The following is a 13,120-nucleotide window of genomic DNA, read 5'->3' as shown; positions in this document are numbered from 1 at the left end:
AGCTGCTGCTGGAGTGGCTGCTGGGGCCGGAGGTGTCGGGCGAGGAGCTGCTGGAGCCCGGGCCGTCCGGCGAGGAGCTGCTGCTGGAGTGGCTGCTGGGGCCGGAGGTGTCGGGCGAGGAGCTGCTGGAGCCCGGGCCGTCCGGCGAGGAGCTGCTGCTGGAGTGGCTGCTCGAACCGGGGCCGTCCGGCGAGGAGCTGCTGCTCGAACCGCCCGAGTGCGGCGAGGAGCCGTCGGGCGAGGAGGTCGGCCTGCTGCTGTCCGGCGACGAGCTCGACGAGTGCGAACCGCCCGAGTCCGTGCTGCTGGAGCTCGACGAGCCGCTGGACGACGAATCGGAGTGCGAGCCGCCGGAATCGCCGCCGCTCGACCGGCCGTCGCCGCCGGAGCCCGAGCCGTCCGAGCTGGATCCCGAACCGCTGGGGTCGGAGTTGGAGCTTCCGCTGGAGCCGGAGGAGTTCGATCCGTCGCTACCGGAGCCCGAGCCGCTACCGGAACCGGAGCTCGACCCCGATCCGTCGCCACCCGACCCGTTTCCGGATCCGTTGCCACCGGATCCGTTGCCGCCGGACCCGGAGCCCGACCCGTTCCCGGAACCGTTGCCGCCGGAGCCGCCGTCGCCGCCCGAACCCGAGCCGCCGTCGCTGCCGGAGCCGCCGTCGCCGCTGATGTTCGGGCCGCCGCCCGTCCTGGCGTTGTGCTTGCCGACGACGTTGGTGCCGAAGGCGTCGTCGAACTTCTTCCAGGAGCCCTCGGCGAAGTTGTCGGCGAGCTTGCCGGGGGCGTCGACGACCTTCTTGATGCCCTTGCCGAGCTTCTTGAGGATCTTGCCCAGGACCTCGACCATCTTGGCGATCTTCGGCGCCACGTTCTTGATCGTCTTGACCAGCTTCTGGACGACTTCGCTGATCTTCGAGACGGTCTTGGAGATGAACGCGGTCGCCTGGGCGACGATCACCGGGGTGCCGAGCCCGAAGGTGCACAGCGCTTCCAGTGCGTAGGTGATCAGCCGCGAGACGCAGTCGGCGACCAGGTCGCGGACGAATTCGCGGACGAACGAGACGACCTCGCCCATCACCGTCACGACGGTGCTCAGGATTCCGGCGAGCTCGCTGGCATCGTTGAGCGCGCTGGCCTTCTCCTCGGCGTGCTTGCGGTAGGCGTCACCGGCGGCGCCGGTCCACTGCGAGGTGTCGCCCTGGACGGCGCTGTTGTACTCCTCCGCGGCCTGCTTGACGGCTTCGGAGACCTTCTGCCAGGTCGCGCCGTAGGCCTTGACGCCGTCCGGGTCGCCGGCGAACCAGTCCAGCGCCTCCTTGAGCGGCTGCACGTGTTCGATCAGGAACGAGACGCCGTAGGACGCCAGCGTGCCGATGGGGTCCATGACCATGCTGGCCACTTCCATCGCGGCACCGCCGTAGGCGAGCCCCGCCTCCACCCAGCTGGATTCGTCGTTGAGGCTGGTGACGTCGTGGTACGACTCGAGGATGCCGACGCCCTTGAAGCTGTCGGGCGTCTCGTTCGGGTCCTTCGGGAGGGTGTCCTCGGTTACGACGAGCGGATTGTCTGCCATCACTGCATCCCGCTGAACATCGAGCTGTTGTCGTCGTCGGTGGACTGGTAGTCCTCGGCGGCCCCGCGCACGTTCTCGGCGGTGTCCTGCATCGCCTCCACGGCCTTCTGCAGGGTCTCGACGCCGTACTGCTCGACGGGCTGCAACATCAGCGCGAAGGGCTGGCACAGGATCCCGTAGGCGTCGTTGTTCATCGTCACCTGCTGCGACGCGTCGACGGCGACGTTCAGCTGATCGACGACACCATCCACTTTGGACGCGTGCGATCGCAGGTTCTCGATGACGACGTTCATCTCGTCGGCCATCGTCGGCTCCCCTCAGTGCGGAACTCAGCGCAGGAACGAACCACCGCTGAAGTCGTCATCGTCGAAGTCGTCCGGGCGGCGGCGCGATGGCCGCGGCTGCTGTTGCGGAGGCGGCGGCGTGGCGGGACGTTGCGGAGGTTGTTGCCGCTGCTGCGGTTCCGCGTAGTCGTCTTCCAGCCCGAACCGCATCTCCGGCACGCCGGAGTCGCGCCCCTGCGGTCCGCTCTCGTCCGCGGGCGGTTCCGGGAAGTTCTTGCGGGCCTCGCCGAGCACGTGCTGTGCGGCGGAGTCCTCCAGCCCGACCGTGTCGGCGACCGCGCGCTGCATGAGTTCGGGGATCTTCGCCTGCGCGGTCTGCACGGCGCGCATGATCTCGGCGGCGAGCTTCGCCATCGGGCGGTTGCTGGCGTTCTCGGAGAGTTGCAGGCTCTGCAGGATGCCGTTCGAGCCGATGGTCACCTGGATCGCTCCGTCGCGGGAGGTCTCCGTCACCGCGATCTGCTCGATCTCCTGCTGCATCCGGCCGAACTTCTCGGCCTTCTCCGCGGCGCGTTCCTGCCACTGCTGGACCATGCGCTCGGCGGCGCCGATGTCTTCAACCACGCGTCCTCCCCGGCAGAACCCCCCTGTTCCGGAAAGGATGACGTGTTGGGAAACTGTTCGGATCCACCAGGCGACACAAATGGGCCGAACAGATCAGTTCATTAATTCGAATGGTCTAACGATCATGCGCGAAAGCAGCTCAGCTGGCCCGGTCGTCCTGTGTGGACGCCAAGCCGCCTCATCCGGCCGTCAGGATCCCGTTCCGCAGCACGGGTGCCCGCCCGCTGCAGTTGACCTCGGCAGCCAGCGCGACGTCGTGCGCGAAGCCCCACTCAGCGAGCTCGCGGCCGGACTCGCAGTCGGCGAGCATGGCGCCGATCTCGCCCGACACGGCCTGGAACGCTGCCGCGGCCAGCTCAGCTTCGGGAGAGCGCCGTCCGGGCAACGCGGAGATGATCGCGCCCGCGCCGAGCAGATCCTCGATCGCCGGGCGCAGCTGGTCGTCCCGGCGCTCCCCGGCGGCGACGATTCCGATCGGGCCGCCCACCTGCGCCGCCGCGCGGGCCACGGCCTCCGCGTTGCGCAGGCAGCCCGCGAACACGGTGGCGCCGGTTGCGACGGCCTCGGCGCACAGCGTCGCGCCGTTCGGCGACGGAAGCCCCAGCAGCACGTCCGGTGTCAGGGTGCGAAGCGACGACGGGCTCAGCGACCACTCGTCGAGGCTGCGGGGACGCGCGAGCACGACGTCCTCGGGCGCCGACCCGTCCTGCCGGCGCAGCGGCATGACCCGGGCGCCGGTGCTCGTCGCCACGTCGACCGCTGTCGAGAAGGACAGGACGTCGACCACGACGAGCACCGGGTGGTCCGCCATGGCGCGCAGACCGGGCAGCGCCCAGTCGGTGTGCACATCGATGCTGGTCACGGCCGGTAGCGTAACCGGGGTGTGCGGGGGCGGTGGGCCATTTGGCAGACTGCCCGCGTGCGCGTCTACATCGGCTCCGACCATGCCGGCTACGAACTCAAGAACCACCTCGTCAAGTGGCTGACCGACAAGGGTCACGACGTGACCGACATCGGCCCGGCGGAATACGACGCCCAGGACGACTACCCGCCGTTCTGCGTCGAGACCGCCCGCCGCGTCGTCGCCGACGAGGGCAGCCTCGGGCTGGTCCTCGGCGGATCCGGCAACGGCGAGCAGATCGCCGCGAACAAGGTCCCCGGCGCCCGCGCCGCGCTGGCCTGGAGCGTCGAGACCGCGAAGCTCGCCCGGCAGCACAACAACGCGCTGCTGGCCGGCATCGGTGCGCGGATGCACACCGTCGACGAGGCCGAGCAGATCGTCGAGGCGTTCCTGACCACCGACTTCGAGGGTGGCCGGCACCAGCGCCGGATCGACCTGCTCACCGACTACGAGAAGACCGGCGAGCCCCCGGCCTTGCCCGGCAACTGATCCCATGGCACCGGCACGTCCGACCGCGGCGCTGCTGACACCTCTGGTGGCGGCGGCGGGAACCGCGGTCGGCGTGCTGGTGCTCTTCTTCGGGCAGCGCGCGCTCGCGCCCGTCCTCGCCGGCGGCCGCGGCGCGACCTGCACCGAACCCGACTGCCTGCTCGGGGTGGGCCTGTGGCTGATCGTGGGCGGCGTCCTCGCGGTGTGCGCCTCGCTGCTGGCCGGGGCGGTGTTCCGGCATCCCGACCGACCGGTCCGGCGCGGCCTGTTCGTCGCGCTGTGGTGCGTGGCGGCCTACCTCGTGGAGTCGGTCGTGCTGTGGATCCTCGCCTGACGCGGACGGACTGTTCACATGCCTGAAGGCCACACGCTGCACCGGCTCGCCGGGCTGCACGGCGACCTGTTCGCCGGCACGGAGGTCCAGGTGCGCAGCCCGCAGGGGCGGTTCGCCACCAGCGCCTCGCTGCTGACCGGCTCGGTGTTCGAGCGGGCCGAGGCGCACGGCAAGCACCTTTTCCACTTCTACGGCCCGGATCGGGTCGTGCACGTGCACCTCGGGTTGTACGGCACGTTCACCGAGTCCGAGCTCCCGCTGACCGAGCCCCGCGGCCAGGTGCGGATGCGCATCGTCGGCCGCACGCATTGGACGGACCTGCGCGGGCCCACCGCGTGCGAGCTGCTGACCGGCGAGGAGGTCGCCGCGCTGCGCGGTCGGCTGGGGCCGGACCCGCTGCGCCGCGACGCCGATCCCGAGCGGGCGTGGCAGCGGATCTCGCGTTCCCGCACCAGCATCGCCGCGCTGCTGATGGATCAGAAGGTGCTGGCCGGCGTCGGCAACGTCTACCGGGCGGAAGTGCTGTTCCGGCACGGGATTCCGCCGTACACGCCGGGCCGCTCGCTAGGGCGCGAGCAGTGGGAGGCGATCTGGGCCGACCTCGTCGAGCTGATGGCCGACGGGGTGCGGGTGGGACGCATCGACACGGTGCGCCCGGAGCACCTGCCGGAGGTCACCGGCCGGGCGCCGAGGCAGGACCGGCACGGCGGCGAGGTCTACGTCTACCGGCGAGCGGGGATGCCCTGCCTGATCTGCGGAACGCCGGTGGCGATGGCGGACCTGTCGGCCCGCAAGCTCTACTGGTGCCCCACCTGCCAACAAACCTGACACCACCCCCTCCCCAGGAGGGCCGCAATTTCAATGGAAATCGAACCTTCGATTTCAATGGAAATTGCGGTTCTCCGGCGTGCCGGGCCACGACACACCGGGAGGCTGTGGATAACTCCCGCAGTTTCCATTGAAATTGCGGGTTGTCGTCGGTGGTATCGGAACCGTCAGATGTCGAAACCGCCCATGTCGAGGTCGCCCGCGTCGAAGCCGCCGGCGTCGCCCGGGTCTCCGCCGTCGAAGCCCTGGTCGCCGATGCCCTGGTCGCCGTCGGCTCCCAGGCCGTCCTGGTAGCCCTCCGCGTACGCGGCTTCCGCCGGGACTCCCGCCATGCCACCGAACAGGGCGCTCATCAGCACGAACGAGCCCACGCCCCAGGCGCCCGCGACCAGCGCCGGCTTCCACCACGGCTCGCTGTACCAGCCCTGCGGCACCGGCCGCCCGGCGACCGTGCCGCCCGGGTAGTAGTGCGGTGTCTGCTCGGTCGGGTTCGGCGACGCCACCTGGTGGCGGCCCTCCACCTCGACGTCGCGGTACTCGGTGACCTTGCCCGCGCCGTGCTGGCCGGACAGGTCGGGCAGCTCCGGACCCGGATCCATGTCCATCGCGACCCGCGCCGCCCGCACGTAGTACAGGCCTTCCAGCGCGGACTCCGTGGTCAGGCGCGCCTGCGCGGCGGTGTTCGCCCGGTCGAGCTGGGAGATCGCCGCCCCGTGCCGTTCGGCCGCGTCGGCGAGGGCCTGCTTGGCCGCCTCGTTGGTGCCGACCAGGTTGAGCACCTGCCCGCCCAGCCGCTCCACCCAGCGCCGCGCTTCGGCCTTGGCGTCCTCCAGCTGATTCTGCTGGTGCGCCACGGCCTTCTGGCGGGACCACCAGACCGCGGCGACGATCACCACGAGGGCGATCACGATGATGATGGTTGCGGTCACCCGGGCCTCCCGTTCCGGCGGACGCGTCGATTTCGACAGTACGCCGCCGGAACGAGGATGCGGTCGGCTCAGAAGCCCTCCGGGCAGTGCGGGGCGTTCTCGGTGGCGAACGCGCGGGAGGCTTCGAGCAACGCACCGGGGTCGAGCTCGGCGACCCGCCCGGAGCGCGCCAAGCCGGCCAGCGTGTTCCCGCCCAGGTACGCCGCGGCCAGGTCGGTGACGTCCAGCCCGAGCTGGCCGGGGTCGTCGGTGCGGGCGAGCTTGCCGACGCCGTCGGAGCCGGCGGTCAACCGCCACCGGCCCGCGTTCCACGGGCAGAACCGGTCGGTGATGTCGAGCACGACGTCCACCGGGGCCGAGTACCGGCGCGCGGGCAGCGCGCGGTCGACGTCGACGAGCCGCACCCACAGCCCGTCGAGGATCTGCCGGCTCGCCGCGCGCGGGTCGGCGAGCATGCCCACCACCGGCTCGTCGAGCGCGGCCTTCGGCCAGTTCACCTCGCCGACCAGGTCGATGTCGAGCAGGTACCGCCACAGCGCGGCGTAGGCCTGCGGGGTCGCCGCGACGAGGTCCAGCACCTGCAGCTGGTAGGCGGGGCCGCGGGAGGTCCACTCGGGCTTGGGCCGGTAGATGACGTAGCCGTCGGGGTGCAGCGCGAACCGGGCCCGGCCCAGGTCGCCGCGCTCGGCGCGGTCGTCGATCATCCGGACTTCCCAGGAGCCGTCGCCCCGGGACAGCCAGCCGGTCCGGGTGGCGGCTACCTCCGGGTAGCGCCGGTTGGCGAATTCCAGCGCGGTTTTCCGGTCGACCTCCCGGATCCGCCGCTCGTCGACGTCCACAGTGGACAGGAATGCGGCGCCGCGGGGCAGGCTCAGGCGGGTTTCGCAGCTGGCCAGGCCGTAGCCGAAGCGACCGTAGATGGCGCCTTCCGAGGCGTACAGCGCGGCGAGCCCGGAACCGTTGTCGTGCAGCTCGTCGAGCTGGGCGCGCATCAGGGAGGTCAGCACGCCGCGCCGCCGGTGGCCCGGCTTGACCCCGACCGCGCTGATGGCCGCGACCGGGTGCTGCGCCGGGCCGGGCACGGTGATGTCCAGCGCGAACCGCCCGGCGACGCCGATCAGCTCGTCGCCGTCGAAGGTCCCGTGGGCCAGCGACGTGTCGAAGACCTCGCGGTAGCGCTCCATCGCGGGGTCCCGGCTGTCGTCGAGGAAGGCCGCGGTGAACACCGCGAAGAAGCTCTCGTAGTCGTCGGCCGAAAGTTTTCTCGTGGTGAGGTCCGCCATGTGGCGTTCCTACCGTCGACGAGCCTTTCGTGCGACCGGTTTTTCGGTCAGGCGCCGAGCGGGACCTCGGCGATGGTCTCCCACTCGGAGCACGAGTGGTCCCGGTTGAGCTTGACCAGCGACAGCAAGGGCACCTTCGCGGTGGTCGGCTCCACCGCGGTCGCGCTGAGCGTGGCGATGGCGAAGATGGCCGGGCCGTCCGTGGTGGAGTGGGCGAGGCTCACGTGCTTGTCGACGTCCTCGGGCTCCGCGGGCAGCGGCGTCTCGCCGATGGCCTCGGCGGTCGCTTCCCGCACCGCGGCGCGGAGTTCGAGCACCGTCGACTGCGGTTCGGCCGGCAGCGCCAGCGACTCCGGCAGCACCACGGCGTGGTGGAACGCCAGGGTCAGGGGCAGCACCGACGCCAGCCGCGGCCGGGCGGCGGCCAACAGTGCCTCGATGCGGTCTTCGCCGATCTCGTCGGTGAAACCGATCTCCTGCACCAGGATGTGCATCCATTCCAGCGGGACGAGGTCGAAGCCCGGCAGGTCGCGCAGGGCGTACTGGTAGTCGTTCACCAGCTTGCGCAGCCCGGGTTGGTCGGCCAGCGGCAGCAGCCACGCGTAGCCGGTGCGCCCGGCGCGCCAGCCCGGGCGCCAGCGGGCGTGATTGCGGACCTGATCGGCGTGTGGCATGTCGGTCACCCCTCACATACTGCCCGGGCCGGTCCGGGCGTGGGGCGAGCTTGAGCTATCTCACGGTTTCCGAGGGCTCGCGTTCACCCTGCCGTGCCTTCGCGGCCGGAGCGTCCAAGCTGGCCGCCGCGTCGGAGTCTCGCACGCTCAGCCCCAGCAGCAACCCCAGCCCGGCGAAGACCACCGAGACCAGGAACGCGCCGTGGTAGGCGCCCAGGTGCGCCGCGGCGACCTGACCGGCCGCGAGAGGATCCACTGTGGACATGCCGCGTTCGGTCAGCACCACCAGCACGGTCGCGACGATCGCGGTGCCCAGCGCGGTGGCGACCTGCCTGCTGACGTTGAACATCGAGCTGGCCTGGCCCATCGAGGGGCCGGAGATCCGGGCGAAGGTCGCGGTCTGCACCGGGGTCATCAGCAGCCCCATCGCCACGCCCTGCACCGCGAGCAACGCGACGAGGAACCACAGCGAGGTGTCGACGCCCTGCAGCTGCAACCCGATCCCGATCGCGACCTGCACGGCGAACCCGGCCAGGATCAGCCGCTTCGGCCCGACGCGGCCGTAGATCCGGCTGATCACCTGGGTGGTCAGCAGCATGCTGATGGCCTGCGGCATCAGCACGAGACCGGCGTGCATGGGCGACACCCCGCGCAGGTTCTGCAGGTACAGCGGGATGAGGAAGAGCACCCCGAACATCGCGCCGGTCTGGCACAGCAGCAGCAGGTTGCCGGTGCGGAACAGCCGGTCGGTGAGCAGTCGGAGGTCGAGCATCGGGGCGCGCACGGTCAGCTCCCGCCAGACCAGCCCGCCGATGAGCAGCACGGCGGCGATGAGGCTCAGCCAGACCTGCGGCTCGCCCCAGCCGAGCTGCGCGCCCTGGTCGAGGCCGTAGAGCAGCGTGGCGAGTCCGGCGCCGGCGAGCACGAATCCGGGCAGGTCGAACCGGCCGGGATCGCGACGTGCCTCCTCCTTCAGGAAGAGAACGGTGAACAGCAGCGCCAGCGCCCCGACGGGAACGTTGATGAAGAAGATCCAGCGCCAGTTGGCGTATTCGACGAGGAGACCGCCGAGCACGGGCCCGAGCATGGGGGCGACGGTGATCGGGATGGAGAGCACGGCGCCGGCCTTGGCGCGCTCGTTGGGCGGGAATGCGCGGAACAGCATCGCCTGGCCGACGGGCACCAGCATGCCGCCGCCGACGCCCTGGAGCACCCGGGCGGCGATGAGGTGCCACATCTCGGTGGACACGCCGCAGAGCACGGAAGCGAAGGTGAAGATCACGACGGCGGCCTGGAAGGTCCGCTTGCTGCCGAACCGGTCGGCGATCCAGCCGGAGGAGGGGATGAAGACGGCGAGGCTGATCATGTAGCCGGTGAGAACCCACTGCAGGGCGGCGGCATCGACGTCGAACTCCCGCCCCAGGGTGGCCAGGGCGACGTTGAGGATGGTGACGTCCAGGATCTGCATGATCAGCGCCAGCACGAAGGTGATGCCGACCAACCACTTGTATTCGAGCCGCCGCACAAAACCCCCAAGATCGAAAGAAGAAGACGACCACCGGCAGACGAGCCGACCGCCCGACCGCAAAGCGACCGGGCCGGCCCGAGCCCCAAGCCTCCCGGAACCCCCTGACAAAACCCAAAGCCTTTTTATTCCCCAAAAGCCCCAAAATCACGCCCAACAACCCAAACAACCACAAACCCCCAACCGAAGCCGAAGCCACGGCCAACCAGCCAGGAAGGGAGCAGCGAGCCCGAGGGCTCCGGAACCGCACCACAGGCAGATCGGCAGAAGCCGCCGATTTCACGCGAAATCACCGCCAGCCAGCCCACCAACGCCAGCCGCGAAGCGGCACGACACCAACGCCAGCCGCGAAGCGGCACCACCAACTGCCAAGGAAGAGCCAAAGGTGATGTCCTGCTTCGGCCACGAAGCGACAAGGCTGGTCGGAAACCCAGGCCGGGAACACCCCAAAACGCAAGGAGCAAAGAAAAGATGACCCCGCACCGTGGGGGGTGTGGGGGGCTCGGCCCCCCACGACAAAGGCGAAGAGTAGAGGTCGGGTGGCAAAGCCACCAGACACACCAAACCCAACTCGGAGCGGGCGACGGGAATCGAACCCGCGTAGCCAGTTTGGAAGACTGGGGCTCTACCATTGAGCTACGCCCGCATGCCGGTTTCGCCTGCCCCTCGCGGGTTGGGCGACCTTGCGTGCCACAGCTTAGCGGGTCGCGATAGGCTCTTCGCAACGCACCCGGTACTTCCGGGTGTGCCGCACGTCGGACGGGGTGTGGCGCAGTTTGGTAGCGCACTCGCTTTGGGTGCGAGGGGTCGTGGGTTCAAATCCCGCCACCCCGACGTCGCGGCCGGCCGCTCGCCTGCAGGTGGGTGGCCGGTTTTCTTTTGCCCGTCGGCGGTTGCGCGTGGTGACGTCCGTCGCAGCGGGTGGCTGTGGTTCGTAACGCTCCGTCGCGGGCGGCCGATTCCTCCGTCGTGCGCGATTGGAGTGTGGCCGGGTTCCGCGTTCAGCCGCCTGCCTTGGCGGTGTGCGTGGTGCTGGGCGCCGTCGTGGCGTTCCTGGTCGTGGTGTCGTTGTGCGTGCCGGGGCCGTCGGGTACGCCCGAGTTGGCGCCGCCGGACGGGATCATGACCGCGGTGACGCCCACGCGGTTGGGTTCTGCGGCGGGTGCGTTGGCCGACCGTTGATGGTTTCGGCGGTGCAGGTGGTGGGGCGGACCGCTTTCTTCCCACAGCTGTTGGGGCGCGGTGGGTCGAGTTCGTGTTCGCGGACCGCGACATCCCAGCTGCGGCCGTCCTGGTGGCCGATCGTCACCTGGCCGTTCTCCTCGGCGGTGACGCGCAGGGCGTCGGCGAGGTATTCGCCGATGTGCTCCCGGACGGCGAGTTCGGCGGTTTGGCCGGCGCGGGTCCACGACGACCGGCCGCGGCAGTGGTCGAGCACGACCTTGCCGGCCGCGGCGGCGGACAGCACCGCTTCGGCGGCGGGCGCGGTCAGCCGCCCGTAGGTGTAGCCGCTGGGCAGCAGGACCGCGGCGGGCGCGAAGCGGTGTCCGCCGGTGTGCGTGGATTCCCAGATCGAGCCGTCGTGCCGGCCGGCGAGTTCGGTGATGAGTTCGCGGCCGAGCAGTGCGCAGCACCGGTCGCGGCGGCCGTTGGTGCACACCAGCAGCAGTGGGTCGGCGACGGGTCGGCCCCAGCCGTCGTGGTGGCCGGCGGCGATCCGCCCGAAGTCGAGTTCGAGCAGGTCGGCGGGGTTGTCGACGGTCGTGGTCCGCAGCCAGCCGGTGCCGGGGGCGGTGTGCGCGAGGAACACCCGGCGCGGCTGGCCGCCGCCGGTGTCCGCGTGCCGGCCGGGCTGCCGGATGAGCTGGATCCGCACGCCGTGCTCGTCGGTCCGCGCGGACAGCGCCCGTCCCAGCTCGGGGTCCAGGTGGCTCTGGACCAGCGCGTTGTGGCCCCAGGGGCCGCGCTGTTCCAGGCACAGCCAGCTGTCTGCCACCGCGGCGGTGCCGGGCAGCGGCTCGGCGAACGTCTCGGACAGGGCGGCGCAGGTGGCCGCGTCGGCTGCGGTGTGGTGCACGTTTCCACTCAAGCACGGATGGCCGCCCGATGGTTAGGTGAGGCTGTCCAATGCGGGTTGTGGCAACCCCGGGCCGTGTGCCCCGGCGGGAAGCAATAGACTCGGAGGTCAGCCCGGCATCGTTGGACGTGGTGGTATGCCGCGCCCGTTGGCAGCGCCGGGAATCAAGCACGTTCGCACTAGGAGACCACGTGAAGAGCACCGTCGAGCACCTGAGCCCGACGCGCGTCCGGATCAACGTCGAGGTGCCGTTCGACGAGCTCAAGCCGAACTTCGACCGCGCGTACAAGGCACTGGCCCAGCAGGTCCGCATCCCCGGTTTCCGGCCGGGCAAGGTCCCGGCGCGGGTGCTGGAGAGCCGCATCGGTCGGGGCCCCGTGCTCGACGAGGTCGTCAACGAAGCGGTCCCGGCCAAGTACCTGGAGGCGGTCAACAGCAGCGAGGTGCGCACCCTCGGTCGCCCGGACATCGAGGTGACCAAGATCGAGGACGGCGCGGAGATCGCGTTCACCGCCGAGGTCGACGTCCGCCCGGAGATCACCGTGCCCGCGTTCGGCGAGCTGTCGGTGAGCGTCGACGACGTCGAGGTCACCGAGGAAGAGGTGACCGAGCAGCTCGACTCGCTGCGCGCCCGCTTCGGCACCCTGGCCGGGGTCGAGCGCCCCGCGCAGGAAGGCGACTTCGTCAGCATCGACCTGTCCGCCACCGTCGACGGTGAGGACGTCGAGGACGCCAAGACCAGCGGCCTGTCCTACGAGATCGGCTCGGGCCAGCTCATCGAGGGCATCGACGACGCGCTGATCGGCGCGAGCGAGGGCGACACCAAGGCGTTCACCACGAAGCTGGTGGCCGGCGAGTACGCGGGCAAGGACGCCGAGGTTTCGGTCGTGCTGAACTCCGTCAAGGAGCGCCAGCTGCCCGAGGCCGACGACGAGTTCGCCCAGATGGCCAGCGAGTTCGACACCGTCGAGGAGCTCGTCGCCGACCTGCGGGAGCGCCTGGGCCGCGTCAAGAAGATGCAGCAGGGCATGCAGGCCCGGGACAAGGTCCTGGACGCGCTGCTGGAGACCATCGAGGTGCCGCTGCCGGAGAAGGTCGTCGAGTCGGAGATCGAGGTGCGCCAGCACGACGCGGTGCACCCGTTCGACCACGACGAGGCGCGCTTCGAGGAATGGCTCGGGCAGCAGGAGAAGACCCGCGAGGAGTTCGACGCGGAGACCCGCACCGAGGCGGAGAAGGCGGTCAAGACTCAGCTGGTGCTGGACACCATCGCCGACGCCGAGGACGTCTCGGTCTCCGACGACGAGCTCACCCAGCGGATCATCTACCAAGCGCAGCGCTTCGGGATGAGCCCGGACCAGTTCGTGCAGCAGGCGCAGCAGTCGGGCCAGCTCGGCTCGCTGTACGCCGACGTGCGCCGCAGCAAGGCGCTGTTCTCGGTCGTGCGCCAGGCCACCGTCACCGACGAGGCCGGCAACGAGCTGGACCTGGACGAGCTGTTCGGCCCGCAGGAGTCCGAGTCGGACGAGGTGGCCGAGACCGCGAAGGCGGAGTGACCGACCTCTCGGGCGGACAATTTAAAAGCATGCTCTAAGCGAA

At 70.3% G+C, this 13,120-nt stretch carries 14 protein-coding genes and 2 tRNA genes; 5 read left to right on the top strand and 11 right to left on the bottom strand.

Annotated elements, in window-relative coordinates; genetic code table 11:
• The 4 genes from ACWEV3_RS02330 to ACWEV3_RS02315 form a co-directional block, all read right to left on the bottom strand.
• Positions 1-1,573 (bottom strand): WXG100 family type VII secretion target (locus ACWEV3_RS02330; protein WP_452612129.1); only part of this gene is annotated, 1,573 nt, incomplete at its 3' end.
• A complete protein-coding gene (locus tag ACWEV3_RS02325) occupies positions 1,573-1,878 on the bottom strand; it encodes an ESX-1 secretion-associated protein (RefSeq protein WP_358576612.1) in 306 nt (101 codons plus the stop codon). The genes ACWEV3_RS02325 and ACWEV3_RS02330, both read right to left, overlap by 1 nt.
• Positions 1,879-1,902: 24 nt before the next feature.
• Positions 1,903-2,481: a YbaB/EbfC family nucleoid-associated protein gene (locus ACWEV3_RS02320; protein WP_452612128.1), complete on the bottom strand. Its 579-nt coding sequence runs from the start codon at positions 2,479-2,481 to the stop codon at positions 1,903-1,905.
• A gap of 178 nt (positions 2,482-2,659) precedes the next feature.
• Entirely contained in the window at positions 2,660-3,343 is a 684-nt protein-coding gene (locus ACWEV3_RS02315) for a 2-phosphosulfolactate phosphatase (protein WP_452612127.1), read from the bottom strand.
• Positions 3,344-3,400: 57 nt separating this feature from the next.
• On the opposite strand from ACWEV3_RS02315, the gene ACWEV3_RS02310 reads away from it, so the two are divergent.
• From ACWEV3_RS02310 to ACWEV3_RS02300, 3 genes are read left to right on the top strand one after another with little or no spacing between them, the layout of a single operon-like run.
• Positions 3,401-3,871, top strand: a complete 471-nt coding sequence (locus ACWEV3_RS02310) for a ribose-5-phosphate isomerase (RefSeq protein ID WP_093275003.1) — start codon at positions 3,401-3,403, stop codon at positions 3,869-3,871.
• A 4-nt stretch (positions 3,872-3,875) separates the two neighbouring features.
• Positions 3,876-4,205, top strand: coding sequence for a hypothetical protein (locus ACWEV3_RS02305; RefSeq protein ID WP_452612126.1), 330 nt, complete (start codon positions 3,876-3,878; stop codon positions 4,203-4,205).
• 18 nt (positions 4,206-4,223) lie between these two features.
• The gene (locus ACWEV3_RS02300; RefSeq protein ID WP_452612125.1) at positions 4,224-5,033 is read left to right on the top strand and encodes an Fpg/Nei family DNA glycosylase; all 810 of its coding nucleotides are present in this window, start codon (positions 4,224-4,226) and stop codon (positions 5,031-5,033) included.
• 167 nt (positions 5,034-5,200) lie between these two features.
• Here ACWEV3_RS02300 and ACWEV3_RS02295 read toward each other — a convergent pair whose 3' ends face one another.
• From ACWEV3_RS02295 to ACWEV3_RS02275, 5 genes are all read right to left on the bottom strand, one after another.
• Positions 5,201-5,962, bottom strand: coding sequence for a hypothetical protein (locus ACWEV3_RS02295; protein WP_452612124.1), 762 nt, complete (start codon positions 5,960-5,962; stop codon positions 5,201-5,203).
• Between the two features lie 68 nt (positions 5,963-6,030).
• On the bottom strand, positions 6,031-7,245 hold the full coding sequence (locus tag ACWEV3_RS02290; RefSeq protein WP_452612123.1) for a GNAT family N-acetyltransferase: 1,215 nt from the start codon (positions 7,243-7,245) through the stop codon (positions 6,031-6,033).
• A 47-nt stretch (positions 7,246-7,292) separates the two neighbouring features.
• Positions 7,293-7,919, bottom strand: coding sequence for a 2'-5' RNA ligase family protein (locus ACWEV3_RS02285; protein WP_452612240.1), 627 nt, complete (start codon positions 7,917-7,919; stop codon positions 7,293-7,295).
• Between the two features lie 55 nt (positions 7,920-7,974).
• A complete protein-coding gene (locus tag ACWEV3_RS02280) occupies positions 7,975-9,444 on the bottom strand; it encodes an MDR family MFS transporter (RefSeq protein WP_452612122.1) in 1,470 nt (489 codons plus the stop codon).
• A 575-nt stretch (positions 9,445-10,019) separates the two neighbouring features.
• Positions 10,020-10,090: transfer RNA gene (locus ACWEV3_RS02275), tRNA-Gly, on the bottom strand.
• A 114-nt stretch (positions 10,091-10,204) separates the two neighbouring features.
• Between ACWEV3_RS02275 and ACWEV3_RS02270 the strand changes: the two genes are divergently transcribed.
• A tRNA-Pro gene (locus tag ACWEV3_RS02270) sits at positions 10,205-10,278 on the top strand.
• A 167-nt stretch (positions 10,279-10,445) separates the two neighbouring features.
• On the opposite strand, the gene ACWEV3_RS02265 is transcribed toward ACWEV3_RS02270, so the two are convergent.
• On the bottom strand, positions 10,446-10,586 hold the full coding sequence (locus ACWEV3_RS02265; protein WP_452612121.1) for a hypothetical protein: 141 nt from the start codon (positions 10,584-10,586) through the stop codon (positions 10,446-10,448).
• Positions 10,565-11,521: a sucrase ferredoxin gene (locus tag ACWEV3_RS02260; RefSeq protein WP_452612120.1), complete on the bottom strand. Its 957-nt coding sequence runs from the start codon at positions 11,519-11,521 to the stop codon at positions 10,565-10,567. The genes ACWEV3_RS02265 and ACWEV3_RS02260 overlap by 22 nt, the downstream gene beginning before the upstream one ends.
• A gap of 191 nt (positions 11,522-11,712) precedes the next feature.
• On the opposite strand from ACWEV3_RS02260, the gene tig reads away from it, so the two are divergent.
• Positions 11,713-13,077, top strand: a complete 1,365-nt coding sequence (gene tig / locus ACWEV3_RS02255; protein ID WP_452612119.1) for a trigger factor — start codon at positions 11,713-11,715, stop codon at positions 13,075-13,077.
• The last annotated feature ends 43 nt before the right edge of the window (positions 13,078-13,120 follow it).

Source organism: Saccharopolyspora sp. NPDC003752, from assembly GCF_053605825.1.
This window is presented reverse-complemented; position numbering and strand designations above follow the sequence as displayed.

Coding starts and splice junctions, on each gene's coding strand:
- ACWEV3_RS02305 (WP_452612126.1), top strand. CDS start 3,876: ATGGCACCGGCACGTCCGACCGCGGCGCTGCTGACACCTCTGGTGGCG.
- ACWEV3_RS02325 (WP_358576612.1), bottom strand. CDS start 1,878: ATGGCCGACGAGATGAACGTCGTCATCGAGAACCTGCGATCGCACGCG.
- ACWEV3_RS02290 (WP_452612123.1), bottom strand. CDS start 7,245: ATGGCGGACCTCACCACGAGAAAACTTTCGGCCGACGACTACGAGAGC.
- ACWEV3_RS02285 (WP_452612240.1), bottom strand. CDS start 7,919: ATGCCACACGCCGATCAGGTCCGCAATCACGCCCGCTGGCGCCCGGGC.
- ACWEV3_RS02300 (WP_452612125.1), top strand. CDS start 4,224: ATGCCTGAAGGCCACACGCTGCACCGGCTCGCCGGGCTGCACGGCGAC.